Below are 25,136 nucleotides of genomic sequence, written 5' to 3'. Positions count from 1 at the left end.
CCGCCAGCGTTCAATCTGAGCCATGATCAAACTCTTCAGTTCAATACTGCTTGGGTTTTGAGAAAACCCTAAACTTGGCTCAGCAATCTCAAAATGAACTATTTCGATTTCTCGTATAGTCACTTGTGATGCTGATAATCTTTCTGACTACCAGTCCATTACCACAAGCACCCACACGAATTGCTTGATTCGATTGTTAAAGAGCGTTTGGCGAAGCGTTTCGCTTCAACCGAGGCGCGCATTCTACGCTTTCCTCTGAGCCTGTCAAGCGTTTATTTTGAAGTCTTTCAGAATTTCTCGTTCAACTTCAAACACTTGGCTCGCTGCGATCTCTCATCAGCGGGAGGCGAATTCTACAGCGTTACAACCTGCTGTCAACCACCTTTTTCAACCGCTTTCGGAGAAGACCGAAGCACTTCCGATACCACCTGAAACGTTCAACTCGTTGATTCTCAAGGAGTTTTCCGTTCCGACTGCGCCGGAAGTGGGGCGAATTATAGAGACATAAAACGGGGCGTCAAGCACTAATTTCAAATTGATTCAAATCAGGCCTGACACCCCTACGCCTCTATATATAGAGGCGCCTTATTCAGACTTCAGCGTGATCCGCGCGAACGACTTCTTGCCAGCCTGGCAAACGTGGGTCTTGCCGAGCGCAAAGACAAAACCGCGATCAACCACCGCACCATCGACACGAACACCACCAGACGCCAACAGGTCACGTGCCACCGCCGAGTTCTTCACCAGACCAGCCTTATTAAGCACAGCGGATATCGGCATATCCTCGGCCGCAGCTACTTCGATCTCCGGCAGATCCTCTGGCAGCTCGCCATCCTTCATCCGGTTACCCGCAGCACGATGGGCATTCGCCGCCGCTTCTTCGCCGTGGAAGCGGGCGACAATCTCTTCGGCCAGCTTGATCTTGATGTCACGCGGATTGGCACCCGCGGCCACCTCGGCACGGAATCCATCGATCTCTTCCATGGAGCGGAAGCTGAGCAATTCGAAGTACCGCCACATCAAGGTGTCCGGGATAGACACCAGCTTGCTGTACATAACCCCTGGCGCTTCCTGGATGCCGACATAGTTGCCCAGGGACTTGGACATCTTCTTCACGCCATCGAGACCTTCCAGCAGCGGCATGGTCACGATGTTCTGAGCCTCCTGACCATAACCGCGCTGCAACTCGCGCCCCATCAGCAGGTTGAACTTCTGGTCGGTGCCACCCAGCTCGACATCCGCCTTCAGCGCCACCGAGTCATAGCCCTGCACCAGCGGATAGAGGAACTCATGAATCGCGATCGGCTGATTGCTGGTATAGCGCTTGTCGAAGTCATCGCGCTCGAGCATGCGCGCCACGGTGTACTGCGAAGCCAGACGAATGAAGTCCGCCGGGGACAGCTTGTCCATCCAGGTGGAGTTGAACGCCACTTCGGTCTTGGCCGGATCGAGGATCTTGAAGACCTGCTGCTTATAGGTCTCGGCGTTATCCAGCACCTGCTCACGGGTCAGCGGAGGGCGAGTAGCACTCTTGCCGCTCGGATCGCCGATCATCCCGGTGAAGTCACCAATCAGGAAGATCACCTGATGCCCCAGATCCTGGAACTGGCGCAGCTTGTTGATCAATACCGTGTGCCCCAGGTGCAGGTCAGGCGCAGTAGGATCGAAGCCCGCCTTGATCCGCAGCGGCTGACCGCGCTTGAGTTTCTCGACCAGTTCGGACTCGACCAGTACCTCTTCCGCACCGCGCTTGATCAGCGCTAGCTGCTCTTCAACCGACTTCATACACAGACCCGCAGGCTCAGATTCAAAGGGCCCCAACCATACAAGATCAGCCATCAAATACAAGTTCCGGGGCCTGATGTGACCCGTGACACCTTTGCTGACGTCTGCGCGCTTGCCTTGAGGGGGATTTGGTTATATTTTATACAGTTATTTCATCTTCATCATGTCATTCATCTTTTCCTTTTCATCTTTTTCAAAGTTATTTCACTCATGACCAACGAACCGACTAAAGCGCCTCCGCTTTATCCGAAGAGCCACCTGTTGGCCGCCAGCGGCATCGCCGCCCTGCTCAGCCTGGCCTTGCTGGTATTTCCTTCCAGCGAAGTAGAAGCCAAACGAACCACTCTCAACCTGGAGCTGGAAGCCCCGGCCGAACAGCTCAAGGCCCAGCCAGAACAGCCGCTGGCCGCAGAAGAAACCAGCGCCTCGCCATTCGCCCAGATCGACAACGCCGAGCCCCAGTCCGAAGGCACCGCCAAGTCCGAGCCGGCCGAAAAATCGGCTGAAGTAGCCAAAGCCGAACCGGCCAAGGAACCGGACCACCGTGAAGTAACCGTTGCCCGCGGCGACACGCTGTCCACCTTGTTCGCCAAGCTCGGACTGCCAGCCAGCGCCGTGCACGAAGTGCTGGCCAGTAACAAGCAGGCCAAGCAATTCAGCCAGCTCAAGAACGGCCAGGTACTGCAGATCGAACTGGACAAGGACGGCCAACTGGCCAGCCTGCACAGCAAGGTCAGCGACCTGGAAACCATCCGCCTGACCAAGAGCGCCAATGGCTACGCCTTCAACCGCGAGGTCACCAAGCCGGTTACCCGCTCCACCTACGTGCACGGCGTGATCAAGAGTTCGCTGTCGGCCTCGGCCCAGCGCGCCGGCCTTTCGCACAACATAACCATGGATATGGCCAACATCTTCGGCTACGACATCGACTTCGCCCAGGACATCCGCCAGGGCGACGAATTCGACGTCATCTACGAGCAGAAAGTGGTCGATGGCAAGGTGGTCGGCACCGGCAACATTCTCTCCGCCCGCTTCACCAACCGCGGCAAGAGCTACAGCGCCGTGCGTTACACCAACAAGGCCGGCAGCACCAGCTACTACACCGCCGACGGCAACAGCATGCGCAAGGCGTTCATCCGTACTCCGGTGGACTTCGCCCGTATCAGCTCGCGCTTCTCGGCCGGCCGCAAGCACCCGATCCTCAACAAGATCCGCGCTCACAAGGGCGTCGACTATGCAGCACCACGCGGTACGCCGATCAAGGCCGCCGGTGACGGCAAGGTCCTGCTCGCGGGTCGTCGCGGCGGCTACGGCAACACCGTGATCATCCAGCACGGCAGCACCTACCAGACCCTTTACGGACACATGCAAGGCTTTGCCAAAGGCGTGAAGACCGGCAGTTCCGTGAAGCAGGGCCAGGTCATCGGCTACATCGGCACTACCGGCCTGTCAACCGGGCCGCACCTGCACTACGAGTTCCAGGTCAACGGCGTACATGTCGATCCACTGGGCCAGAAACTGCCAATGGCCGATCCGATCGCCAAGGCCGAACGTCAGCGCTTCATGCAGCTCAGCCAGCCGCTGATCGCACGCATGGACCAGGAAAAGGCCACCATGCTGGCCCTGAACAAGCGCTGACCCATGGCCCTTTACCTGGGAGTGATGTCCGGCACCAGCCTCGACGGACTGGACATCGCCTTGATCGATAACGAGCCGCGGGTCTCTCTACTCGCCACCCACTACATCCCCATGCCCGAATCGCTGCGCCAGGCCATGCTCGACCTGTGCGTCAGCGGCCCCGACGAGATCGCTCGCTCCGCCCTGGCCGAAGCCGAGTGGGTGCGTCTGGCGGCACACGGCATTCAAGCCTTGCTCGATGCACAGGGGCTACGTCCCGAGGACATCCGTGCCATCGGCAGCCACGGCCAGACCATCCGCCATGAACCCGCCCGCGGCTTCACGGTGCAGATCGGCAATCCTGCCCTGCTCGCGGAGTTGACCGGCATCAGCGTGGTCAGCGATTTCCGTCGCCGCGATGTCGCTGCTGGCGGACAGGGCGCTCCCTTGGTACCGGCCTTCCACGATGCGCTGTTCAACAACCAGGTCGAGCGCCTTGCAGTGCTCAATGTCGGTGGCTTCAGCAACCTCAGCCTGATCGAGCACGACAAGCCTGTCTCCGGCTTCGACTGCGGTCCCGGCAACGTCCTGCTGGATGCCTGGATCAATGCAAAGCTGGGCCGTAGCTACGACGCCAACGGCGCATGGTCAGCCAGTGGCAAGGTACTACCAGGCCTGCTGGGCAGCTTCCTCAGCGATCCATTCTTCGCCGGCACCGGCCCAAAGAGCACCGGCCGCGAACTGTTCAACCTTCCGTGGCTGCATCAGCATCTGGGCACCCAGCCAGCCAGCGCCGACGAGGATGTCCAGGCCACTTTGCTGGAACTGACCGCGCTGAGCATCGTCGACTCGCTGAAGAAGGCTCAGCAAGACACCCAGACCCTGCTGGTCTGTGGCGGAGGCGCGCATAACGGTGCATTGATGGCACGACTGGCCAGCCTGCTACCCGGCGCCCGGGTCGGCAGCACTGCACAGTTCGGTGTCGACCCGGACTGGGTCGAGGCAATGGCCTTTGCCTGGCTCGCCCACTGCTGCCTCGAAGGCATAGCCGGCAACCGCCCCAGCGTCACCGGCGCCCGCGGCCTGCGAGTGCTCGGCGCCATCTACCCGGCATAACCTGCAGAAAGCAAAACGCCGCGCATAAGCGCGGCGTTTTAGCAAAGAGCCCGGCGATCAGATCGAGAACGAAGAACCGCAACCGCAAGTGGTCGTGGCATTCGGGTTCTTGATGACGAAACGCGAACCTTCCAGGCCTTCCTGGTAGTCCACCTCGGCACCCGCCAGGTATTGGAAGCTCATCGGATCGACCACCAGGGAAACCCCCTCGCGCTCGACGATGGTGTCGTCTTCTGCGACGTCTTCATCGAAAGTAAAGCCATACTGGAAGCCGGAACAGCCACCGCCCGTCACGAAAACCCGCAACTTCAGACGATCATTGCCCTCTTCGTCAACCAGGGTCTTCACCTTGTGCGCGGCGTTGTGCGTGAACTGCAAAGCCGTAGGGGTGAAGGATTCGACGCTCATGCTGAATATCTCCCGGCGCTAGTCCGCCATCGTGCGTGATGGCGCGCATTATCCGCTTCCCCGAGAAAATCGGTCAACTATAGATGCGGTATCAGGCTACAAGCGGAAAGTATAAGACCCGCTTGCAGCCTGACAGTCCGACGCTTACGGCAGCAGACCAGCATGGGACAGGCCCAGGCGCTCATCCAGGCCGAAGAGAATGTTGAGGTTCTGTACCGCCTGGCCCGACGCCCCCTTGACCAGGTTGTCGATAACCGACAGCACCACCACCAGATCACCACCCTGCGGACGATGCACCGCGATGCGGCAGACGTTGGCACCACGCACGCTACGGGTTTCCGGATGGCTGCCGGCCGGCATGACATCAACGAACGGCTCGTTGGCGTAGCGCTTCTCGAACAGTGCCTGCAGGTCTACCGAGGTATCGGCGACAGTCGCGTACAGCGTCGAGTGGATGCCACGGATCATCGGGGTCAGGTGCGGCACGAAGGTCAGGCCGACTTCACCACCGGCAGCTCGGCGCAGCCCCTGGCGAATTTCCGGCAGGTGGCGGTGACCTTTCACCGCATAGGCCTTCATGCTCTCGCCCGCCTCGCAGAACAGCGAACCGACGCTGGCACCACGACCGGCGCCGCTGACGCCGGACTTGCAGTCGGCGATCAGGCGCGAGGCATCGGCGATGCCGGCCTCCAGCAGCGGCAGGAAGCCCAGCTGGGTAGCGGTCGGGTAGCAACCCGGCACGGCAATCAGGCGCGCCTGGCGGATCTGCTCGCGGTTCACTTCCGGCAGACCGTAGACCGCATCCTTCAGCAGCTCTGGCGCGCCGTGAGGCTGGCCGTACCACTTGGCCCACTCATCGGCGTCCTGCAGACGGAAGTCGGCAGACAGGTCGATGACCTTGGTGCCAGCCGCCAGCAACTCGCCGGCCAGGGCGTGGGCAACCCCGTGAGGGGTAGCGAAGAACACCACGTCGCAGGCCGCCAGGGCCTTGGTGTCCGGCACGCTGAACGCCAGGTTGTCGTAGTGGCCTCGCAGGTTCGGGTACATGTCTGCCACCGCCAGGCCCGCTTCCGAGCGCGAGGTGATGACTGCGACTTCAGCCTGAGGATGCTGTGCCAGCAGACGCAGCAACTCGACACCGGTGTAACCCGTGCCGCCGACGATACCGACCTTGACCATGAACTGCCCCCTATCAACGAACCGACTGGAAAACCAGCGATGATAGGGGGCCGTGGTGACACCTACAACCGTTGAGATGACGCTGGCGGCGCCTAACCACTACTATCTGACGACCGTGAATCGCCAAGGACTAAAAAACATGTATCTCTGGATCAAAGCCCTGCATATCGTCAGCGTCGTCTGCTGGTTTGCCGGTCTCTTCTACCTGCCCCGCCTGTTCGTCTACCACGCCGCCAGCGAGGACCAGATCAGCCGTGACCGCTTCGTGGTCATGGAACGCAAGCTCTACCGCTTCATCATGGGGCCGGCGATGATCGCCACGTTCGTCTTCGGCATATGGATGCTCTACCTCACTCCCGGCTGGCTAAGCCAGGGCTGGTTGCACGCCAAGCTGACGCTGGTGGTGCTGCTGACTGGCTACCATCACATGTGCGGCGCCAACGTGAAACGCTTCGCCCGCGGCGACAACAACCGCAGCCACACCTACTTCCGCTGGTTCAACGAAGTGCCGGTGCTGTTCCTGCTGCTCATCGTAATTCTGGTGGTGGTCAAACCGTTCTGACCCTAAACAACCCGAGAATCTGCCATGTCATTGCCCGAACTGCTCGAACGACGCCTGCGCCTGCCCGTGGTGGCGGCACCGATGTTCCTGATCTCGAATCCGAAGCTGGTCCTGGCCTGTTGCCGCAACGGCGTGATGGGCAGTTTCCCCGCACTCAACCAGCGTGATACCGCCGGCTTCAAGGCCTGGCTGGAGGAAATCGAAGCAGGACTGGCCGACCTGGCAGACCCGGCGCCCTATGCGGTAAACCTGATCGTGCACCAGAGCAACCCGCGACTGCAGGCTGATCTTGCGGTGTGCATCGAACACAAGGTACCGGTGGTGATCACCAGCCTCGGCGCGGTCAAGGAAGTGGTGGACGCTGTGCACAGCTATGGTGGCCTGGTGTTCCACGATGTCACCACCCGCCGGCATGCCGAGAAGGCCGCCGAGGCCGGTGTCGACGGCCTGATCGCGGTAGCAGCCGGCGCCGGCGGCCATGCCGGAACCTGGAGTCCGTTTGCCCTGGTCGCCGAAATCCGCCAGTTCTTCGACAAGACCCTGCTGCTCGCCGGCTGCCTCAACCGCGGCCACGAAATCCTTGCCGCGCAATTGCTCGGCGCCGACCTCGCCTACCTCGGCACCCATTTCATTGCCAGCCTGGAAAGCCAAGCGTCGCCCGAGTACAAAGCGATGCTGCTGGAGGCCAAGGCCGCCGATATCGTCCATACCCCGGTGGTCTCCGGCGTTCCCGCCAGCTTCATGCGCCAAAGCCTGGAAAAGGCCGGCTACGATCTCGCCGCTCTGGCCAAGGGCGGCGAGATCCAGCTCAAGCCGATCCACGAGGAAGCCAAGGCATGGAAGACCGTATGGTCTGCCGGCCAGGGCGCGGGCGCCATCGATGAGCAATTGCCGGTGGAACAACTGATCGCCCGCCTGGACGAGGAATACCGCCAGGCACTCAACACCGCGAACCGCCTGGGCACGCACTGGCCGCGCTGATTCAGCGGCCTTTGTGTAGACTAGGCCCCCTTTCGCCAGCCCCCGCCCTTGGAGAACCGCATGACCCGTTACGCCATGATCACCGGTGCCTCCAGCGGTCTGGGACTGGCACTGGCCGAAGCATTGGCGCGGCGGGGGCGCAACCTGATCCTGGTGGCGCGCCAGCGCGACCTGCTGGAACCCGTGGCCATCGAACTGACCCAGCGCTTCGGCGTGGAAGTGCTGTTCCGCGCCTGCGACCTTGGCGAGCCGCTGCGCCTCTCGGGCTTCCTGCTGGAACTGGAGGAAGGCGAGCGGCAGATCGACCTGCTGGTGAACTGCGCCGGGATTCGCTCCTACGGGCATTTCCTCGCCCAGGAATGGGGCGACGAACAGGACCTGATCGAGGTCAACATCCTCGCCCTCACCCGCCTCTGCCACGCCCTGGGCAATGCCATGGCGGTACAGGGCGGCGGGCAGATCCTCAATGTCGCCTCGCTGGCGGCCTTCGCCCCGGGTCCGTGGATGAGCAGCTACGCCGCGAGCAAGGCGTACGTCCTGCACTTTTCCGAAGGCCTGCGCGAAGAACTCAAGCAAACCGGGATCAAGGTCTCGGTACTCTGCCCGGGCCCGGTACGCTCGCCAAACCGGCGCATCCCACGCCTGGACAACGGCAAGCGCTGCCTGACCCCGGAAGAAGTGGCGCTGTACACCGTGCGCGCCCTCGACCGCAACAAGGCGATCATCATCCCCGGCCGCCGCAACCGCTGGCTGGCCCGCGCACCACGCTTGCTGGGCCGCTGGATCAGCCGCAAGCTGGCCGGCGCCATCAACCGCGCCTACGCGCCGCGCTGAATCGAATCGCCACTGGGCGGCGGCGTGCCGGCTGAGTACACTCAGGCCCGACCACCACCATGGAGCAAGCGTTGTGGAGACTATTTTCACCAAGATCATCAACCGGGAAATCCCGGCGAAGATCATCTACGAAGACGACCAGGTCCTGGCGTTCCACGATATCGCCCCGCAGGCACCCGTGCATTTCCTGGTAATCCCGAAAAAGCCGATCCGCACCCTCAACGACCTCACCGAGGAAGACAAAGGCCTGGCCGGGCATATCCTGTTCACCGCACAGCGCCTGGCCAAGGAACTGGGTTGCGAGGACGGTTTCCGCGTCGTCATGAACTGCAACGAGCTGGGCGGCCAGACCGTCTACCACATCCATATGCACGTGCTTGGCCAGCGCCAGATGCACTGGCCGCCGGGCTGATCCAGCGCAAGCCCTGTAACAGGCTTTGAGTTAAACTGTCGGGCACATTCTTGCGGAGGTGCCCGATGGCTACCGAACGTCAATACTCGCCGCTCGACCGCTTGTTGCTGCAGGCCGACACCGCCATGCGCACCTTGCTGCCCTTCAGCGGCCAACCGACCCGTCCTTCTCCCGCGATCGTCCAGCCCGACGCCGAGCTCGACGACAAGCAGACCCGCCACATCGCCGGCCTGATGCGCATCAACCACACCGGTGAAGTCTGTGCCCAGGCGCTGTACCAGGGCCAGGCCCTGACCGCCAAGCTGCCAGAAGTGCGCAAGGCGATGGAACAGGCCGCCGACGAAGAAATCGATCACCTGGTCTGGTGCGAGCAACGCATTCGCCAGTTGGGCAGTTCCCCGAGCATCCTCAATCCCCTGTTCTATGGCATGTCCTTTGGCATCGGCGCGGTCGCCGGGCTGATCAGCGACAAGGTCAGCCTGGGCTTCGTCGCCGCTACCGAGCACCAGGTATGCAAGCACCTCGACGAACACCTGGAGCAGATCCCGCCTGAAGACGAAAAATCCCGGGCGATCCTCGAACAGATGCGCATCGACGAGGAACACCACGCCGACATGGCGCTGGATGCCGGCGGCTTCCGCTTCCCCGCCCCGGTCAAGTTCGGCATGAGCCTGATGGCCAAGGTCATGACCAAAAGCACCTACCGCATCTGACCCATCATGACCGGGCGCTTCGAAGCCAAGGACCTGGCCCGCGCAGTTGAAGCGGGCCTGCTGAGCGCAGAGCAGGAACAGGCGTTGCTGCGCTTCCTGCGCGAGCAACCGGCCCACCGCCCCGGCTTCCAGCTGGCCCATGTCGCCTTCTATCTTGGCGCCCTGCTGATCATGGGAGCCATGGGCTGGCTGCTCAGCGAAGCCTGGATGCGCATCGGCGATAGCGCGCTACTGGCCATCGCCCTCGCCTATATCGTTCTGTTGACCTTCGCCGGATTGGCCATGCAGCGCCGCGGCCAACTGATTCCCGGCGGCGTGCTCGCGGCGGTCGCGGTCAGCATCGTGCCACTGGCGGTGTTCGCCATCGAGCGCCTGACCGGCATCTGGCCACTGGACGACCAGCAATCCGACTACCACGACTACTATCGCTACGTGCAGGGCGGCTGGCTGTTGATGGAAACCGCCACCGTCTGCGCCGGCCTGCTGATGCTGCGCCTGATTCCCTTCCCCTTCATCGTCATGCCGATCGCCGTCGCGCTGTGGTTCATGTCCATGGACCTGAGCGAGTGGATTTACGGGGATGTCTTCACCTGGGAGCAGCGCCAGCAGGTCTCGCTGTGGTTCGGCCTGGGGCTGTTGCTGGTGGTGCTGCTGGTCGACGGCCGTACCCGCGAGGACTATGCGTTCTGGGGCTATCTGGCCGGATTGCTGGCGTTCTGGGGCGGGCTGACCTCGATGAACAGCGACAGCGAACTGGGCAAGGCCCTCTACTGCCTGATCAACCTGGGTCTGATGCTGGTGGCCGTATTCTTGCGCCGACCGCTGTTCATGGTCTTCGGCGCCCTCGGTGTGGCGGCCTATCTTGGCTACCTGTCATACGAGGTGTTCGCCGAGTCGTTGCTGTTCCCGCTGGTGCTGAGCCTGATCGGCCTGGCGGTGATCGGGCTCGGCCTGTGGTATCAGAAACACCGCGAGCGCCTTAGCGACCAACTGCGCGCCGCGCTGCCGGCCAGCCTGGTGGATTGGCTGCCGGCATTACGGCGCTGACGAATCAGCCGAGTTCGACGATCTCGTAGTCGTGGGTGATCTCGACACCGGCGCGACCCAGCATGATCGACGCCGAGCAGTATTTCTCCGCCGACAGTTCCACCGCCCGCTTGACCTGGGCCTCTTTCAAACCACGGCCCTTGACCACGAAGTGCAGGTGGATCTTGGTGAACACCTTCGGGTCCTCGCTGGCGCGCTCTGCTTCGAGGAAGGCTTCGCAGCTTTCAACGGCCTGGCGGGACTTGCGCAGGATGCTGACCACGTCGAAGTTGCTGCAACCGCCCAGGCCCAGCAGCAACATTTCCATCGGACGAACACCCAGGTTGCGACCACCCGCCTCGGGCGGGCCGTCCATCACCACCACATGACCACTGCCCGACTCACCCAGGAACATGGCCTCGCCGGCCCACTGAATACGCGCCTTCATACCTGGTCTCCCCTCGCTTGAAAAAATGGCTGCCAGCTTAGTCCCTACAGGCGAAGGCGAAAAGGCTTAAGCGTTCGAGTAAATATGCCGACACAGGTGCTACGTCTGATAAACTGACGCCAAATTGATGGCGTTTTGCACCCATCCCAGAACTATAAATACTCACGGACCGCGTATTTCGGGGCTTAACCATGGTTGCCGCAACACTTCCAGCCAAGATCAAGAACGTCGACAAGCTGCTCGCGCATTGCCAGCGCCGCCGCTTCCCGGCCAAAAGCAACATTCTCAGTGCCGGCGATACGGCCGAGACCCTGTCGTTCATCGTCAAGGGCTCGGTCACCATCCTGATCGAAGGCGACGATGGTCGGGAAATGATCATCGCCTACCTCAATAGCGGCGACTTCTTCGGTGAGCTGGGGCTGTTCGAGCCTGCGGGCAAGGAGCAGCAGCGCAGCGCCTGGGTGCGCGCCAAGAGCGAATGCGAGGTCGCGGAAATCAGCTACGAGAAATTCCGCGAGCTGGCACGTCAGGACCAGGACATTCTCTACGCACTCGGCAGCCAGATGGCCCAGCGCCTGCGCAATACCACGCGCAAGGTTGGCGATCTGGCGTTCTTCGATGTGACCGGCCGCGTTGCCCGCTGCCTGCTGGAACTGTGCAAGCAACCGGACGCCATGACCCACCCGGACGGCATGCAGATCAAGATCACTCGTCAGGAAATCGGCCGGATCGTCGGTTGCTCGCGGGAGATGGTCGGTCGCGTTCTCAAGGACCTCGAAGAACGCAACCTGGTGCATGTGAAAGGCAAGACCATGGTGGTCTTCGGTACCCGTTAATCCTTGGCAATGGCGCCGAGGGTCCGGGCGTAGGCCTGGCCCAGGCGCTCCAGCAACGGTGCCTCGGGCACCACCTCATGCAGCGCGATATGGCTGTCGGCCAGACAGCGCTGCTCCAGCTCGCAACACTCGTTGAAGCGGTTGACCGCCGCGACCATCGACTCGCGCTCGTTATCCAGCAGCAAGGCACCGTGCACCAGCACCACCGGACGCTTGCCGCCGAGCCCCTGGCGCCAGCGCTGGGCCGTGCCGACCAGCTTGCGCCCGTTGAGATTGACGTTGTAACGACCGTCGCAGAACGCACCCTCGATCTCACCGACCGACGCCATGCCACCCCAGTCCCGCAGGACTTCGCACAACGGCTCGCAAAGACGCAGATAGGCATTCTCGATACGACCGTTATCCCCCTCGCTGCGCGGCGCGACATACACCAGGGCGATATTGATCACCGCCGACGACTGCGGCACCGGCTCACCACCGGTTTCGCGCAGCAGCACGGGCCAGCCGGAAATCGCCAGCTCGCCACAGGCCGCCTCGAATCCCTCCAGCCGACTCATCCGCCGCGGCATCACCAATGCCCGGTCAGTTGGGCGCCAGAACAACAACCCATGCTCGCGTTCGCCCTTGCACACCGCCGCCAGCAGATCCTGCTCGGCGTGCAGGCCCGCTTCGACGGTGACGGCCATCGCTTGTTCGCTCATAACTTTCTTCCTGAAATGAAAAAGCCGGCAAACGCCGGCTTCGAATCGATCAGTCCAGCCCGTTCAGGCCTGGCACGCCTCCGGGAAAGAACAGACGCTGCAGTTCCACCCCCGGCTCCTCGGCACGCATGAACGCCTCGCCAACCAGGAAAGAATAGACCTCGTTGATTTCCATCAGCTCGACATCGGCCCGATTGAGGATGCCGCTCTCGGTAATCGCCAGACGATCGCGAGGGATGCGCGGCAGCAGGTCGAGGGTGGTTTCCAGGCTGACTTCGAAGGTGTGCAGGTTGCGGTTGTTGACCCCGACCAGCGGCGTGTCGAGGGTCTTCAGCGCACGCTCCAGCTCATCGCCGTCATGTACCTCCACCAGCACGTCGAGGCCGACGCTCTTCGCTGTCGCAGCCAGCTCGGCCATCTTCACATCATCCAGGGCAGCGACTATCAGCAACACGCAGTCGGCGCCAAGGGCGCGGGCTTCGACGATCTGGTACGGATCGATCATGAAGTCCTTGCGGATCACCGGCAGCTGTACGGCGGCACGCGCCTGCTGCAGATAGACGTCGGCGCCCTGGAAGTAATCGACGTCGGTCAGTACCGACAAACAGGTCGCCCCGCCCTTCTCGTAACTGACGGCAAGTTCGGCTGGGACGAAGTGCTCGCGAATCACGCCCTTGCTCGGCGAAGCCTTCTTGATCTCGGCGATCACCGCCGGTTGCTTGCGCTTGGCCTGCTCGATCAACGCATTGGCGAAGCCACGCGGGGCATCGGCGGCAGCGGCCAGGCGCTCCAGTTCGGCAAGGCTGACCCGGGCGCTACGCTCGGCGACTTCCTCGACCTTGCGGGCAAGAATCGTTTCCAGAACCGTCGGCACACTCATCCTTCATTCTCCAGTTTGAATACCGCGGTAAAGGCACCCAGCTCTTCCATCTTTTCCCGAGCCAGGCCGGTGTGCAGTGCGTCGTGAGCCAACTCGACACCTTGCTTGAGGGTCATCGCCAGGTCTGCGGCATAGAGCGCGGCACCAGCGTTGAGGACGATCATTTCCGCAGCTTTCTGGCCGTTCTCGGTCTTGCGCCGGCCAATGGCATCGCGGATCAGCGCCAGGGATTCTTCCGGACCGCTGACCGCAAGGCCATGCAGGCTCTGGCTCTTCATGCCGAGGTCTTCCGGCTCGACCCAGTACTCGGTGATTTCGCCGTTCTTCAGTTCGGCAACGAAGGTCGGCGCGGCCAGGCTGAACTCGTCCAGGCCATCCTTGGAGTGCACCACCAGCACATGCTTGCTGCCAAGCCGCTGCAGCACTTCGGCCAGCGGCCGGCACAGGGCCTGGGTGAACACGCCGACCACCTGGTGCTTCACACCAGCCGGATTCGTAAGCGGGCCGAGCATGTTGAACAGGGTGCGCAGGCCCAGGTCGCGGCGCGGGCCGGCAGCGTACTTCATGGCGCGGTGGTGGGTCTGGGCGAACATGAAACCGATGCCCACGCTGTCGATGCAACGGGCCACCTGGACCGGCGTCAGGTTCAGGTAGATACCGGCGGCTTCCAGCAGGTCGGCGCTGCCGCTCTTGCCGGACACCGCGCGGTTGCCGTGCTTGGCCACGGTGCAGCCAGCAGCGGCCACGACGAAGGCCGAGCCGGTGGAGACGTTGAAGATGTTGGCGCCATCGCCGCCGGTACCGACGATATCGACCACGCCATCGAGGGTGTTGAGTTCGACCTTGTCCGCCAGCTCACGCATGACCGACACCGCACCGGTGATCTCGTCGATGCTTTCGCTTTTCATGCGCATGCCCATCAGGAAGGCGCCGATCTGCGCCTCCGTGCACTGGCCGGTCATGATCTCGCGCATCACATCGCGCATTTCCTCGGTGGACAGATCCAGGTGGCCGACGATCCGGGCCAGGGCAGTCTTGATATCCATTGCGCGATCCTTAGCGGCGGCCGCCGGTCTGCTTGAGGAAGTTGGCGAACAGCGCATGGCCCTGCTCGGTGAGGATCGACTCGGGGTGGAACTGCACGCCTTCGATATTCAGGGTCTTGTGACGCAGGCCCATGATTTCGTCGACGGAGCCGTCTTCGAGTGCGGTCCAGGCGGTCATTTCCAGGCAATCCGGCAGGGTTTCGCGCTTGACCACCAGGGAGTGGTAGCGGGTCACGGTCAGCGGATTGTTGAGACCGGCGAATACGCCCTTGTTCTCGTGGACCACCGGACTGGTCTTGCCGTGCATCACCTGACGCGCGCGTACCACATCACCGCCGAAGGCCTGGCCGATGGACTGGTGTCCCAGGCACACGCCGAGGATCGGCAGCTTGCCGGCAAAATGATGGATGGCGGCGATGGACACCCCGGCCTCGGTCGGAGTGCACGGGCCTGGGGAAACGACGATGCGCTCTGGCTGCAGGGCTTCGATCTGTTCGATGGTCAGTTCGTCGTTGCGAATGACCTTGACCTCTGCCCCCAGCTCGCCGAAGTACTGAACGACGTTGTAGGTAAAGGAGTCGTAGTTGTCGATCATCAGTAACATCTGGGTTCAACCTCTTGAATACTGACTTTGAAAGGCTGCCTTCCCGACTGCCGACATGCAGTTTCACCCGCCCCAGTCGTTTCAAACTGTTGCGAAGGTGTGTGAATTCATTTCAGAAAGGCAAAACGTAACGGGCCGGCGAACCGGCAGGAGATAAAGTCAGGCGCGCCAACGCCAACGGGCGTGGGCCTTGATAACGCGCATCAAGAGTTTGCTGACGATCAACACGGGGTAAGTCTCGTTCATACGTTTCGGCACAGTAGCTTACGGAAACAATGCGTGCAATATCGGCACGCCACGAAGCGAAGGATTTGCTACCGTCAGCGGGCGCAATGCCCAAAAACAACGACAAAAGGACTCTTGCGATGAGAAAACGCCGTTATCTGCGTCAATCCACCGCGTGCCTGCTGGCACTCGCCTGTTCACAAGCCATCGCGGCTCCCTCCCCCTACTCCACCATGATCGTCTTCGGCGACAGCCTCGCCGATGCGGGCCAGTTCCCCGACCCCGATGGAGCGCCCGGCACCAGCCAGCGCTATACCAACCGCAACCCGGATGGCAGCTTCGCCCCGGTGTCGTCGATGATCCTCGGCGGTTACCTTGGCGTCGCCCCCGGCGACCTGAACGCCTCCACCTCGCCGGTCAACGCCGCCCTGGGCATCCCGGACGGCAACAACTGGGCGACCGGGGGCTACCGTACCGACCAGATCTACGAGTCGATCACCGGCGAATCCCTGGTGATGATCCCGCCCGGCAATCCCGGTGCCGGGACCGTACTGCGCCAGAAGCCCGGCTACCTGGCCGGCGGACGACTGGCCGATCCCAATGCGCTGTACTACCTCACCGGTGGCGGCAACGACTTCCTCCAGGGACTGGTGACTTCGCCCGCCGCCGCCGCGACCTCGGCTACCCAACTGGCCGCCAGCGCCCAGGCCCTGCAGCAGGCGGGGGCGCGCTACATCATGGTCTGGCTGCTGCCCGACCTGGGCCTGACTCCGGCACTAAACGGCACGCCACTGCAAAGCGCCAGCTCGCAGCTCAGCGCCTTCTTCAACCAGACCCTGGTCACCCAACTGGCCCAGATCGATGCCGAAATCATCCCGCTGAACATTCCGCTGCTATTCCAGGAAGCCCTCGCTTCGCCAAGCCTGTTCGGCCTCGCCGCTGACCAGAACCTGTTGCAGACCTGCTACAGCGGCAACGGTTGTACGCAGAACCCGGTGTATGGCGCCAGCGGCACCAACCCGGACGCCAGCAAGCTGCTGTTCAACGATTCGGTCCACCCGACCATCGCCGGCCAGCGGATGATCGCCGACTACGGCTATTCCATCCTCTCCGCCCCCTGGGAGCTGACCCTGCTACCGGAAATGGCCCACGGCACCTTGCGCGCCCACCAGGACGAACTGCGCAACCAGTGGCAGGCCGACTGGCAGGCGGTCGGACAATGGCAGGCGATCGTCGCCGCCGGCGGCCAGAACCTGGATATCGACAGCCAGCGCAGCTCGGCCAGCGCCGACGGCCACGGCTACAACCTTACCGTGGGCGGCAGCTATCGCCTTGACCAGGACTGGCGAGTCGGCATTGCCGGCGGCGTCTACCGGCAGAAACTGGAGGCCGGCGCGCGGGACTCCGACTACCGCCTGAACAGCTACCTGGCCACCGTGTTCGCCCAGTTCAACCACGACCGCTGGTGGGCCGACGCCGCCCTGACTGGCGGGCGCCTGGACTACGACGACCTGCAACGCACCTTCGCTCTCGGCCCGAGTGACCGCAGCGAGAAAGGCGACACCGATGGCGATGTCCTGGCTGTCTCCGCCCGACTCGGCTTCGACCTGGCGCAGCCGGGCAGCGACTGGAGTCTGTCGCCGTTCATCAGCGCCGACTATGCGCGGATCGAGGTGGATGGCTACAGCGAGAAAGGCGCACGTGCCACGGCGCTGACCTTCGACGACCAGAAGCGCGACTCACGGCGGCTGGGTGCCGGTCTGCAGGGCAAATACCGGGTAGCGCCAGCGACCCTGGTGTTCGGCGAAGTGGCTCACGAGCATGAGTTCGAGGATGACCGTCAGGACCTGACCATGCACCTCAACAGCCTGCCGGCCAATGACTTCACCCTCACCGGGTATACGCCACAGAGCAATCTGAACCGGCTGAGCCTGGGGGTGAGCCAGACCGTGGCGCCTGGCGTGGCATTGCGCGGTAGCTATAACTGGCGCAAAAGCGACGAGTTGACCCAGCAAGGGGTCAATCTGGCGTTGAGCCTAGAGTTCTAAACCTAAGAGGCCATGTTGTTGCTGATGGCCTCATCGCTGGCAAGCCAGCTCCCACAAGCTCCGCGTCACCGCTGAATCCTGTGGGAGCTGGCTTGCCAGCGATTAGGGCCAACACTTATTTCTGCGGTGTCTGCTCAGCCAGCGCCACCGCCCGGAACATGGCGCGACGCTTGTTGATGGTTTCTTCCCACTCCAGCGCCGGCACCGAGTCGGCAACGATGCCGCCGCCGGCCTGCACATGCAGCTCGCCGTCCTTGATCACCGCAGTACGAATGGCAATCGCGGTATCCATGTTGCCGTTCCAGGCGAAGTAACCCACCGCACCACCGTAGACACCGCGCTTGACCGGCTCCAGCTCGTCGATGATCTCCATCGCGCGAATCTTCGGCGCGCCCGACAGGGTCCCGGCCGGCAGGATGGCGCGCAGGGCGTCCATCGCGGTCAGGCCGCTTTTCAGCTGGCCGGTGACGTTGGACACGATGTGCATGACGTTGGAATAACGCTCGATCACCATCTTCTCGGTGAGCTTCACCGAACCCACTTCCGACACCCGACCGGTATCGTTGCGGCCCAGGTCGATCAGCATCAGGTGCTCGGCGATTTCCTTGTCGTCGGACAGCAGGTCTTCTTCCAGCGCCCGGTCGGCCTCCTCGGTGGCACCGCGCGGGCGGGTACCGGCGATCGGGCGCACGGTGACCAGGTTGTCCTCGACCCGCACCAGCACTTCCGGCGAACTGCCCACTACGTGGAAGTCACCGAAGTTGAAGAAGTACATGTACGGCGTCGGGTTGAAGCAGCGCAGCGCCCGGTACAGGTCGATCGGCGCGGCCTTGAAGTCGATGGACATGCGTTGCGACGGCACCACCTGCATGCAGTCGCCGGCAAGGATGTACTCCTTGATGGTATCCACCGCGCGCTCGTAGTCCGCCTGGGTAAAGCTCGAGCGGAAGGCCGGTTCGGCGGCCTGCGGGCCAGTGAAGTCGAGGCCACGGCGCGGGGTGATTGGCTGGCGCAGTTGCTCCAGCAAGTCCTGCAGGCGGGCCTGACCCTGTTCGTAGGCATTTTCCTGGGCCGGATCGGCGAGCACGATGGCGTGCATCTTGCCGGCCAGGTTGTCGAACACCACGACCGCATCGGAGACCATCAGCAGGATGTCAGGCACGCCCAGCGGATCCGGGTTCGGGCATTTGCCCAGGCGCTTCTCGACGTAGCGCACGCAGTCATAACCGAAGTAACCGACCAGACCACCATTGAACCGCGGCAGACCGGCGATGGTCGGAACCTTGTAGCGTTCCTTGAAGGTCTCGACGAAGGCCAGCGGGTCTTCCACCTCATGCTGCTCGGTCTCGACGCCGTCGACGGTGATGCGTACCTGATGGTCATGCACCCGCAGCACGGTGCGGCACGGCAGGCCTATGATCGAGTAGCGGCCCCACTTTTCCCCGCCCTGCACCGATTCGAGCAGGTAGGAGTTGGGCTGGTCGGCCAGTTTCAGGTAGATCGACAGCGGTGTGTCGAAGTCGGCCAGGGTTTCGCAGGCAAGGGGAATGCGGTTGTAGCCTTCAGCGGCCAGGCGCAGGAATTCTTCGCGGGTCATGATTGCCTCGTGGCAGTAGGGCAAGAAGAGTCAAATGGCAAACGTGCCGGACATAGCCGGCTGGGCAGAAGTCAGGCGCGCCAACGCCAACGGGCCAGGGCCTTGATGACTTTCATCCAGAGTTTGCCAGCTGCTACCACGATGGAATCTCTACCGGGTGGGAAGTTGAAGGGCTCAACGTTAGCTCAGTGGCTGCACCGAAGCAACCGGCAGCAAGGCGCGCAGATCGTCGATCACCAGCGCCGGCGACTCCTCGCTGATCGGCCGACCGTGGTTATAGCCGTAGGTCAGCCCCACGCACTTCACCCCGGCCGACTTCGCCGCCTGTACATCGCTGCGCGAATCGCCGACGAACAGCGCCTCGTCGGCACTCACGCCAGCCATGCGCATCACATGCAGCAGCGCCGCCGGGTCCGGCTTCTTCTGCGGCAGGGTGTCACCGCCGATGATCCAGCGGAAGTACGGGCCGATCTGCATCTGATCGAGCAGCGGGCCGACGAAGCGCTCCGGCTTGTTGGTGATCAGGGCCATCTCCACGCCCTGCTCCTGCAGCCAGCGCAGGGTATCGCGCACGCCCGGGTAGATCACCGTGCGATCGTGGCTTTCGCCATAGGCGCGCAGGAAGATCTCCAGGCCGTGCTCGGCTTCCTGGTCGTTGACCGCCGCATGCTCGATGCCACCGGCCAGGGCCCGGCGCACCAGCACCGGGGCACCATTGCCGACCCATTGGCGCACAGCCTGCACCCCGGCAGGCTCACGGCCCATTTCGAGCAGCATGCGGTCCACCGCCGCCGCCAGGTCCGGGACCGAATCGATCAGGGTGCCGTCCAGGTCGAACATCACCAACTGCGGCAGACGTTGCGGGAACAGCTGCTCGAAGCCGCTCATGGGCGGGCCAGGGCCAGTTCGGCGCGCATCTTGTCGATCACTTCCTTGTAGTCCGGGGCATTGAAGATCGCCGAGCCGGCCACGAAGGTATCGGCGCCAGCAGCAGCGATCTCGCGGATGTTGTTGACGTTCACGCCGCCGTCGATTTCCAGGCGGATATCACGACCGCTGGCATCGATCAGGGCGCGCGCCTCGCGCAGCTTGTCGAGGGTGCCGGGGATGAACTTCTGCCCGCCGAAGCCGGGGTTGACACTCATCAGCAGGACCATGTCGACCTTGTCCATCACGTACTTCAGCGCATCCAGGCCGGTGGCCGGGTTGAACACCAGACCGGCCTTGCAGCCGCCGTCGCGGATCAGTTGCAGCGAACGGTCGATGTGCTGCGAGGCTTCCGGGTGGAAGGTGATGTAGGTGGCGCCAGCTTCGATGAAATCGCCAATGATGCGGTCGACCGGGCTGACCATCAGGTGCACGTCGATCGGCGCGGTCACGCCGTACTTGCGCAGCGCCGAGCAGACCATCGGGCCGATGGTCAGGTTGGGCACGTAGTGGTTGTCCATCACATCGAAGTGGACGATATCGGCGCCAGCCGCGAGCACGGCATCGACATCCGGACCCAGGCGGGCGAAGTCGGCGGAAAGGATCGAGGGAGCAATAGCGAAGGGCTGCATGGCGCACCTTTGGGCGAATTCACGGTGGCGCGCATTGTACATCAGGGACAAGGAGACTGATGGATGTTGTCTGGAGATGGACGGAACAACACAAAACCCTGTGGGAGCTGGCGTTGCCAGCGATGGGGCCAGAACCGACAACATCATTGCCTGGCCTGGCCTCATCGCCGGCAACGCCGGCTCCCACAGGATCCCGAGTTGCCGTCAGGCGGGCTGCTGGGTCCGCAGTTTCTCGCTGCGCCCACGCAGCCATTCCAGGGTCAGCAGCAGGATCACCGAGAAAGCGATCAACAGCGTCGCCGCAGCAGCGATGGTCGGGCTGAGGTTCTCGCGGATGCCGCTGAACATCTGCCGTGGCAGGGTGGCCTGCTCGGGACCGGCGAGGAACAGGGTCACCACCACTTCGTCGAACGAGGTGGCGAAGGCGAACAGCGCCCCGGAAATCACCCCGGGAGCGATCAGCGGCAGGGTCACGCGGCGGAAGGTGGTCACCGGCGAGGCGCCCAGGCTGGCCGCCGCACGCACCAGGTTGTGGTTGAAGCCCTGCAGGGTCGCCGACACGGTGATGATGACGAACGGCACGCCGAGCACCGCATGCACCAGGATCAGCGAGAGGAAGCTGTTACCCAGCCCCAGCGGGGCGAAGAACAGATAGCTGGCCACACCGATGATCACCACCGGCACCACCATCGGCGAAATCACCAGGGCCATGATCAGCGACTTGCCGGGGAAGTCCCCGCGGGTCAGGCCGATCGACGCCAGGGTGCCGAAGACCATCGCCAGCACCGTGGCCGCCGGGGCGACGATGATGCTGTTCTTCAGGGCGCGCATCCACTCATCGGAGGCGAAGAAGTTGTGGTACCACTGCAACGAGAAGCCCTGCAGCGGGTAGACCAGGAAGCTGCCGGAGTTGAACGACAGTGGAATGATCACCAGCACCGGCAACACCAGGAACAGCAGGATCAGCCCGCAGAGAATGCGCAAGCTGTAGAACCAGACCCGCTCGACGGGCGACATGTACGGACTCAGCATGACTTCGCTCCTCAGCTCAGGCGCAGGCGGCTGGAGCCGACCAGCCAGCTATAGATCAGGTAAAGCAGCACGGTAGCCAGCAACAGCAGGCCGCCCAGCGCGGTTGCCATGCCCCAGTTGATGCTGGTGTTGGTGTAGAAGGCCACGAAGTAGCTGACCATCTGGTCGTTCGGGCTGCCGAGCAGCGCCGGGGTGATGTAGTAACCAATGGCCATGATGAACACCAGCAGGCACCCGGCGCCCACGCCGGCGTAGGTCTGCGGGAAGTACACGCGCCAGAAGCTGGTGAACGGATGGCAGCCGAGGGAAATCGCGGCACGCATGTAGGTCGGCGAGATGCCCTTCATCACGCTGTAGATCGGCAGGATCATGAACGGCAGCAGGATGTGGACCATCGAGATGTACACGCCGGTGCGGTTGAACACCAGTTCCAGCGGCTTGTCGATGATGCCGATGGCCATCAGCGCACTGTTGATCAGACCGCCGGATTGCAGCAGCACGATCCACGCCGCCACCCGCACCAGGATCGAGGTCCAGAACGGCAGCAGTACGAGAATCATCAGCAGGTTGCTCTGCCGGGTCGGCAGGTTGGCCAGCAGGTAGGCCAGCGGATAAGCCAGCACCAGGCAGATGGCGGTGATGACGAAGCCCATCCACAGGGTACGGGTGAAGATGTCCAGGTAAATGGCCTGGTCAGGGGTAGCCGGGGCCACTTCACCGAGGTCGTCGATGCGATGGTCCAGGGCCGCCAGCAGATAGAACGGGGTCACGCTGCTGGTGTTGCGGCGGATCGCCTGCCAGTAGGCGGGGTCGCCCCAGCGCTCGTCGAGCTCTTGCAGCGCATCCTTATAAGAAGCGGGTTCGGCCTTGAACGGCAGGGCCCGGGCGGTTTTCGCCAGCAGGCTGCGGTAGCCGGCCAGTTCCATGTTCAGACGCTTGGACAGGTCGCCCAGGGTCTGGTTCTTGCGCGACTCGGCGAGGTCCTCGCTGAGTGCTTTGTAGACGGGCTCGCCCGGCAGGCTCTTGCCATCCCACTCGGCCACGGCCACCACGGTACGCGGCAGGCCGCTGACCACCTCGGGGTTGCCGACGCTCTTGTACAGCAGCGCGGCGATCGGCACGAGAAACACCAGCAGCAGGAACAGCGCCAGCGGCGCGATCAACGCCTGCGCCTTGAAGCGGTTGACCCGCTCGGCACGCGCCAGGCGCTGCTTGAGGGTAGGACCTGCGCCTTCTTTGAGGGGCACTGCGATGGCCATAGCGAACTCCGGAAATCTTGGAAAACGGGGAGCGCCGGCAGGCCGCCGGCGCCCCATCGGTACGGCTTACTTGGCCGCCCAGGCGTTGAAGCGTTGTTCCAGCTGCTCGCTGTTGTCAGCCCAGAAGGCGACGTCGATCTGCACCTGGTTGGCGATGTTTTCCGGGGTGGTCGGCATGTCCTTCTTGATCTCGTCGGACAGCAGGGCGACCGCCTTGGAGTTGGCCGGACCGTAGGCGATGTTTTCCGAGTAGATCTTCTGCTGCTCAGGCTGCACCGAGTAGGCGATGAACTTCTTCGCTTCCTCGACGTTCTTCGCACCCTTCGGAATGGCCCAGGCGTCGAAGTCGTAGATGCCGCCGTTCCACACCACTTTCAGGTTGCTTTCTTTCTGTACTGCGGCGATCCGGCCGTTGTAGGCCGAGCTCATGACCACGTCACCCGAGGCCAGGTACTGCGGCGGCTGGGCGCCGGCTTCCCACCACTGGATGTTCGGCTTCAGCTCGTCGAGCTTCTTGAAGGCGCGGTCCTGGCCTTCCTTGGTGGCGAGCACCTTGTAGACTTCCTTCGGCGCAACGCCGTCGGCCATCAGGGCGAATTCCAGGGTGTACTTGGCGCCCTTGCGCAGGCCACGCTTGCCCGGGAAGTTCTTGGTGTCCCAGAAGTCCTTCCAGCTGGTCGGGGCGGTTTTCAGCTTGTCGGCGTTGTAGGCCATGACCGTGGACCAGACGAAGAAACCTACGCCGCACGGTTGGATAGCACCCGGCACGTAGTCGGATTCGTTACCGAACTGCGCAGGATCCAGCTCCTCGAACATGCCTTCGTCGCAACCGCGAGCCAGTTCCGGCGACTCCACTTCCACCAGGTTCCAGGACACGCTCTTGGTGTCGACCATGGCTTTGACCTTGGCCATTTCACCGTTGTATTCGCCCGCGACGATCTTGCCCTTGCCGGCCTTCTCCCAAGGCTCGTAGAACGCCTTGACCTGCGCCGCCTTGTTGGCGCCGCCGAAGGAAATCACGGTGAGATCGCTTGCCGCCATTGCGTGGGTCGCAGTGCACAGACCCAGTGCCAGAGCGGTCAACTTCAAGTGTTTGAGCATTCTTATTCTCTCCACAGTGCAGGGTGTTGGTTAGCAAACCTCAGTGGGCTTCCAGGATAGGATCGAGTGCGCGTGCGTGTTCGACCTCCCAGCCCAGCGGTACCACGTCGCCCACGGCCAGCGCCGGGTCGAGTTCGGCGATCGGCTGCTTCACGAAGAAGTCGGCCTTGCCGCAGACTTCCAGACGGACCCGCACGTGGTCGCCCAGATAGATGAATTCGGCCACGCGACCGGAGAAGCGATTGACACAGCTTTCGCTGTGGCCATTCAGGCGCACGCGCTCCGGGCGCACCGACAAGGTCACCGGCTCGCCCGGCTCGCCGACGTTGACCGCCAGCGCCTCGACCTTCTCGCCACGGGCCAGGGCCACCAGGCAGCGTTCGCCGTCACGGCTGAGCAGGCGACCGTTGATGCGGTTGTTCTCGCCGATGAAGTTGGCGACGAAGGTGTTCTTCGGCTCTTCGTAGAGGGTGCGCGGGTCGGCGATCTGCTGGATCTCGCCCTGGTGGAACACCGCCACGCGGTCGGACATGGTCAGCGCCTCGCCCTGGTCGTGGGTCACATAGACCACGGTCACGCCCAGGCGCTGGTGCAGGTGCTTGATCTCCATCTGCATGTGTTCGCGCAGTTGCTTGTCGAGGGCGCCGAGGGGTTCGTCCATCAGCACCAGTTGCGGCTCGAACACCAGGGCACGGGCCAGGGCCACGCGCTGCTGCTGGCCACCGGAGAGCTGGCCTGGGTAGCGCTGGGCGAAGGCATCCAGCTGGACCATGTTCAGCACGCGCTTGACCCGCTCGCTGATGTCGGTCTTGCTCAGGTTGCGCACGCTCAGGGGGAAGGCCAGGTTCTCGGCCACGGTCATGTGCGGGAACAGCGCGTAGTTCTGGAACACCATGCCGATATCGCGCTTGTGCGGCGGCACGTTGTTGATCGAACGACCGGCCAGCTTGATCTCGCCGGCGGTCGGCGTCTCGAAGCCGGCCAGCATCATCAGGCTGGTGGTCTTGCCCGAGCCGGAAGGACCGAGCAGGGTGAGAAACTCGCCCTTGCGGATATCCAGGTTGAGGTCCTTGACGATCAGCGACTCGCCGTCGTAGCTCTTCTGCACACCACGGAAGCTGACCAGGATCTCGCCGGACGCAGCGTTCGAATTGACCTCACTCATAC

Annotated in this window: 24 protein-coding genes and 1 pseudogene; 10 read left to right on the top strand and 15 right to left on the bottom strand. The window is 62.8% G+C overall.

What is annotated here, in order from left to right:
• Positions 1–585: 585 nt before the first annotated feature.
• On the bottom strand, positions 586–1,785 hold the full coding sequence (gene tyrS / locus ACODSK_RS08840; protein ID WP_489015420.1) for a tyrosine--tRNA ligase: 1,200 nt from the start codon (positions 1,783–1,785) through the stop codon (positions 586–588).
• Positions 1,786–1,995: 210 nt separating this feature from the next.
• On the opposite strand from tyrS, the gene ACODSK_RS08835 reads away from it, so the two are divergent.
• Both ACODSK_RS08835 and ACODSK_RS08830 read left to right on the top strand, forming a co-directional pair.
• Complete coding sequence (locus ACODSK_RS08835) at positions 1,996–3,423, top strand: peptidoglycan DD-metalloendopeptidase family protein (protein ID WP_489015414.1); 1,428 nt, start codon at positions 1,996–1,998, stop codon at positions 3,421–3,423.
• Positions 3,424–3,426: 3 nt separating this feature from the next.
• The gene (locus ACODSK_RS08830) at positions 3,427–4,518 is read left to right on the top strand and encodes an anhydro-N-acetylmuramic acid kinase (RefSeq protein WP_489015412.1); all 1,092 of its coding nucleotides are present in this window, start codon (positions 3,427–3,429) and stop codon (positions 4,516–4,518) included.
• A gap of 57 nt (positions 4,519–4,575) precedes the next feature.
• Here ACODSK_RS08830 and erpA read toward each other — a convergent pair whose 3' ends face one another.
• Positions 4,576–4,926: an iron-sulfur cluster insertion protein ErpA gene (gene erpA, locus ACODSK_RS08825; protein WP_476744656.1), complete on the bottom strand. Its 351-nt coding sequence runs from the start codon at positions 4,924–4,926 to the stop codon at positions 4,576–4,578.
• A gap of 144 nt (positions 4,927–5,070) precedes the next feature.
• Complete coding sequence (gene argC, locus ACODSK_RS08820) at positions 5,071–6,105, bottom strand: N-acetyl-gamma-glutamyl-phosphate reductase (RefSeq protein ID WP_009408527.1); 1,035 nt, start codon at positions 6,103–6,105, stop codon at positions 5,071–5,073.
• A gap of 139 nt (positions 6,106–6,244) precedes the next feature.
• Between argC and hemJ the strand changes: the two genes are divergently transcribed.
• The 6 genes from hemJ to ACODSK_RS08790 all read left to right on the top strand — a co-directional run bounded on the left by hemJ (position 6,245) and on the right by ACODSK_RS08790 (position 10,654).
• On the top strand, positions 6,245–6,667 hold the full coding sequence (hemJ, locus tag ACODSK_RS08815; RefSeq protein ID WP_489015411.1) for a protoporphyrinogen oxidase HemJ: 423 nt from the start codon (positions 6,245–6,247) through the stop codon (positions 6,665–6,667).
• A gap of 24 nt (positions 6,668–6,691) precedes the next feature.
• Positions 6,692–7,648, top strand: a complete 957-nt coding sequence (locus tag ACODSK_RS08810) for an NAD(P)H-dependent flavin oxidoreductase (protein ID WP_489015409.1) — start codon at positions 6,692–6,694, stop codon at positions 7,646–7,648.
• 60 nt (positions 7,649–7,708) lie between these two features.
• Entirely contained in the window at positions 7,709–8,482 is a 774-nt protein-coding gene (locus ACODSK_RS08805; protein ID WP_489015407.1) for an SDR family NAD(P)-dependent oxidoreductase, read from the top strand.
• 73 nt (positions 8,483–8,555) lie between these two features.
• Positions 8,556–8,894 (top strand): histidine triad nucleotide-binding protein, encoded by a 339-nt coding sequence (locus ACODSK_RS08800; RefSeq protein WP_009408519.1) that lies wholly within the window; start codon positions 8,556–8,558, stop codon positions 8,892–8,894.
• A gap of 65 nt (positions 8,895–8,959) precedes the next feature.
• On the top strand, positions 8,960–9,607 hold the full coding sequence (gene coq7 / locus ACODSK_RS08795; RefSeq protein ID WP_489015406.1) for a 2-polyprenyl-3-methyl-6-methoxy-1,4-benzoquinone monooxygenase: 648 nt from the start codon (positions 8,960–8,962) through the stop codon (positions 9,605–9,607).
• A 6-nt stretch (positions 9,608–9,613) separates the two neighbouring features.
• On the top strand, positions 9,614–10,654 hold the full coding sequence (locus ACODSK_RS08790; RefSeq protein WP_489015404.1) for a DUF2157 domain-containing protein: 1,041 nt from the start codon (positions 9,614–9,616) through the stop codon (positions 10,652–10,654).
• A gap of 4 nt (positions 10,655–10,658) precedes the next feature.
• Here the strand turns inward: ACODSK_RS08790 and ACODSK_RS08785 are convergent, their stop codons facing one another.
• Positions 10,659–11,081 carry an OsmC family protein gene (locus tag ACODSK_RS08785; protein WP_064302966.1) on the bottom strand — a complete coding sequence of 141 codons (423 nt, stop codon included), beginning with the start codon at positions 11,079–11,081 and terminating at the stop codon, positions 10,659–10,661.
• 191 nt (positions 11,082–11,272) lie between these two features.
• On the opposite strand from ACODSK_RS08785, the gene crp reads away from it, so the two are divergent.
• Positions 11,273–11,917: a cAMP-activated global transcriptional regulator CRP gene (gene crp, locus ACODSK_RS08780; RefSeq protein ID WP_075801580.1), complete on the top strand. Its 645-nt coding sequence runs from the start codon at positions 11,273–11,275 to the stop codon at positions 11,915–11,917.
• Here the strand turns inward: crp and ACODSK_RS08775 are convergent.
• From ACODSK_RS08775 to ACODSK_RS08760, 4 genes are read right to left on the bottom strand one after another with little or no spacing between them, the layout of a single operon-like run.
• Positions 11,914–12,618: a lipoate--protein ligase family protein gene (locus tag ACODSK_RS08775; RefSeq protein WP_489015403.1), complete on the bottom strand. Its 705-nt coding sequence runs from the start codon at positions 12,616–12,618 to the stop codon at positions 11,914–11,916. The genes crp and ACODSK_RS08775 overlap by 4 nt on opposite strands.
• A 49-nt stretch (positions 12,619–12,667) precedes the next feature.
• Positions 12,668–13,498, bottom strand: coding sequence for an indole-3-glycerol phosphate synthase TrpC (trpC, locus tag ACODSK_RS08770; RefSeq protein ID WP_489015402.1), 831 nt, complete (start codon positions 13,496–13,498; stop codon positions 12,668–12,670).
• The gene (gene trpD / locus ACODSK_RS08765) at positions 13,495–14,544 is read right to left on the bottom strand and encodes an anthranilate phosphoribosyltransferase (protein ID WP_489015401.1); all 1,050 of its coding nucleotides are present in this window, start codon (positions 14,542–14,544) and stop codon (positions 13,495–13,497) included. Before trpD ends, trpC begins: the two co-directional genes overlap by 4 nt.
• Before the next feature lie 10 nt (positions 14,545–14,554).
• Positions 14,555–15,148, bottom strand: a complete 594-nt coding sequence (locus tag ACODSK_RS08760) for an aminodeoxychorismate/anthranilate synthase component II (RefSeq protein WP_489015400.1) — start codon at positions 15,146–15,148, stop codon at positions 14,555–14,557.
• A gap of 365 nt (positions 15,149–15,513) precedes the next feature.
• Between ACODSK_RS08760 and estP the strand changes: the two genes are divergently transcribed.
• Complete coding sequence (gene estP, locus ACODSK_RS08755) at positions 15,514–17,421, top strand: esterase EstP (protein ID WP_489015398.1); 1,908 nt, start codon at positions 15,514–15,516, stop codon at positions 17,419–17,421.
• Positions 17,422–17,536: 115 nt separating this feature from the next.
• Here estP and trpE read toward each other — a convergent pair whose 3' ends face one another.
• The 7 genes and pseudogenes from trpE to ACODSK_RS08720 form a co-directional block, all read right to left on the bottom strand.
• The gene (gene trpE, locus ACODSK_RS08750; RefSeq protein WP_489015397.1) at positions 17,537–19,018 is read right to left on the bottom strand and encodes an anthranilate synthase component I; all 1,482 of its coding nucleotides are present in this window, start codon (positions 19,016–19,018) and stop codon (positions 17,537–17,539) included.
• A gap of 71 nt (positions 19,019–19,089) precedes the next feature.
• A pseudogene (locus tag ACODSK_RS08745) lies at positions 19,090–19,906 on the bottom strand (phosphoglycolate phosphatase).
• Positions 19,903–20,577 carry a ribulose-phosphate 3-epimerase gene (rpe, locus tag ACODSK_RS08740; protein ID WP_489015395.1) on the bottom strand — a complete coding sequence of 225 codons (675 nt, stop codon included), beginning with the start codon at positions 20,575–20,577 and terminating at the stop codon, positions 19,903–19,905. Before rpe ends, ACODSK_RS08745 begins: the two are co-directional and overlap by 4 nt.
• Before the next feature lie 204 nt (positions 20,578–20,781).
• Positions 20,782–21,609: an ABC transporter permease gene (locus tag ACODSK_RS08735; RefSeq protein WP_489015394.1), complete on the bottom strand. Its 828-nt coding sequence runs from the start codon at positions 21,607–21,609 to the stop codon at positions 20,782–20,784.
• Positions 21,610–21,620: 11 nt separating this feature from the next.
• Positions 21,621–22,868, bottom strand: a complete 1,248-nt coding sequence (locus ACODSK_RS08730; protein ID WP_489015392.1) for an ABC transporter permease — start codon at positions 22,866–22,868, stop codon at positions 21,621–21,623.
• Between the two features lie 66 nt (positions 22,869–22,934).
• A complete protein-coding gene (locus tag ACODSK_RS08725; protein ID WP_489015390.1) occupies positions 22,935–23,969 on the bottom strand; it encodes an ABC transporter substrate-binding protein in 1,035 nt (344 codons plus the stop codon).
• Positions 23,970–24,009: 40 nt separating this feature from the next.
• Positions 24,010–25,134: an ABC transporter ATP-binding protein gene (locus ACODSK_RS08720; protein WP_489015388.1), complete on the bottom strand. Its 1,125-nt coding sequence runs from the start codon at positions 25,132–25,134 to the stop codon at positions 24,010–24,012.
• Between the last annotated feature and the right edge of the window lie 2 nt (positions 25,135–25,136).

This window comes from Pseudomonas sp. FG98, from assembly GCF_057808595.1.
Note: the sequence above shows the minus strand (reverse complement) of the source record. Positions and strands in the feature narration are given on the sequence as shown.

What these genes read in the sequence shown, in the direction of transcription:
- hemJ (WP_489015411.1), top strand. Translation starts at nt 6,245, where the DNA reads ATGTATCTCTGGATCAAAGCCCTGCATATCGTCAGCGTCGTCTGCTGG.
- crp (WP_075801580.1), top strand. Translation starts at nt 11,273, where the DNA reads ATGGTTGCCGCAACACTTCCAGCCAAGATCAAGAACGTCGACAAGCTG.
- erpA (WP_476744656.1), bottom strand. Translation starts at nt 4,926, where the DNA reads ATGAGCGTCGAATCCTTCACCCCTACGGCTTTGCAGTTCACGCACAAC.
- tyrS (WP_489015420.1), bottom strand. Translation starts at nt 1,785, where the DNA reads ATGAAGTCGGTTGAAGAGCAGCTAGCGCTGATCAAGCGCGGTGCGGAA.
- trpC (WP_489015402.1), bottom strand. Translation starts at nt 13,498, where the DNA reads ATGAGTGTGCCGACGGTTCTGGAAACGATTCTTGCCCGCAAGGTCGAG.
- ACODSK_RS08805 (WP_489015407.1), top strand. Translation starts at nt 7,709, where the DNA reads ATGACCCGTTACGCCATGATCACCGGTGCCTCCAGCGGTCTGGGACTG.
- ACODSK_RS08835 (WP_489015414.1), top strand. Translation starts at nt 1,996, where the DNA reads ATGACCAACGAACCGACTAAAGCGCCTCCGCTTTATCCGAAGAGCCAC.
- ACODSK_RS08830 (WP_489015412.1), top strand. Translation starts at nt 3,427, where the DNA reads ATGGCCCTTTACCTGGGAGTGATGTCCGGCACCAGCCTCGACGGACTG.
- ACODSK_RS08790 (WP_489015404.1), top strand. Translation starts at nt 9,614, where the DNA reads ATGACCGGGCGCTTCGAAGCCAAGGACCTGGCCCGCGCAGTTGAAGCG.
- ACODSK_RS08785 (WP_064302966.1), bottom strand. Translation starts at nt 11,081, where the DNA reads ATGAAGGCGCGTATTCAGTGGGCCGGCGAGGCCATGTTCCTGGGTGAG.
- ACODSK_RS08775 (WP_489015403.1), bottom strand. Translation starts at nt 12,618, where the DNA reads ATGAGCGAACAAGCGATGGCCGTCACCGTCGAAGCGGGCCTGCACGCC.
- coq7 (WP_489015406.1), top strand. Translation starts at nt 8,960, where the DNA reads ATGGCTACCGAACGTCAATACTCGCCGCTCGACCGCTTGTTGCTGCAG.
- ACODSK_RS08735 (WP_489015394.1), bottom strand. Translation starts at nt 21,609, where the DNA reads ATGCTGAGTCCGTACATGTCGCCCGTCGAGCGGGTCTGGTTCTACAGC.
- ACODSK_RS08810 (WP_489015409.1), top strand. Translation starts at nt 6,692, where the DNA reads ATGTCATTGCCCGAACTGCTCGAACGACGCCTGCGCCTGCCCGTGGTG.
- ACODSK_RS08725 (WP_489015390.1), bottom strand. Translation starts at nt 23,969, where the DNA reads ATGCTCAAACACTTGAAGTTGACCGCTCTGGCACTGGGTCTGTGCACT.
- ACODSK_RS08760 (WP_489015400.1), bottom strand. Translation starts at nt 15,148, where the DNA reads ATGTTACTGATGATCGACAACTACGACTCCTTTACCTACAACGTCGTT.
- rpe (WP_489015395.1), bottom strand. Translation starts at nt 20,577, where the DNA reads ATGCAGCCCTTCGCTATTGCTCCCTCGATCCTTTCCGCCGACTTCGCC.
- estP (WP_489015398.1), top strand. Translation starts at nt 15,514, where the DNA reads ATGAGAAAACGCCGTTATCTGCGTCAATCCACCGCGTGCCTGCTGGCA.
- ACODSK_RS08730 (WP_489015392.1), bottom strand. Translation starts at nt 22,868, where the DNA reads ATGGCCATCGCAGTGCCCCTCAAAGAAGGCGCAGGTCCTACCCTCAAG.
- trpE (WP_489015397.1), bottom strand. Translation starts at nt 19,018, where the DNA reads ATGACCCGCGAAGAATTCCTGCGCCTGGCCGCTGAAGGCTACAACCGC.
- trpD (WP_489015401.1), bottom strand. Translation starts at nt 14,544, where the DNA reads ATGGATATCAAGACTGCCCTGGCCCGGATCGTCGGCCACCTGGATCTG.
- ACODSK_RS08720 (WP_489015388.1), bottom strand. Translation starts at nt 25,134, where the DNA reads ATGAGTGAGGTCAATTCGAACGCTGCGTCCGGCGAGATCCTGGTCAGC.
- argC (WP_009408527.1), bottom strand. Translation starts at nt 6,105, where the DNA reads ATGGTCAAGGTCGGTATCGTCGGCGGCACGGGTTACACCGGTGTCGAG.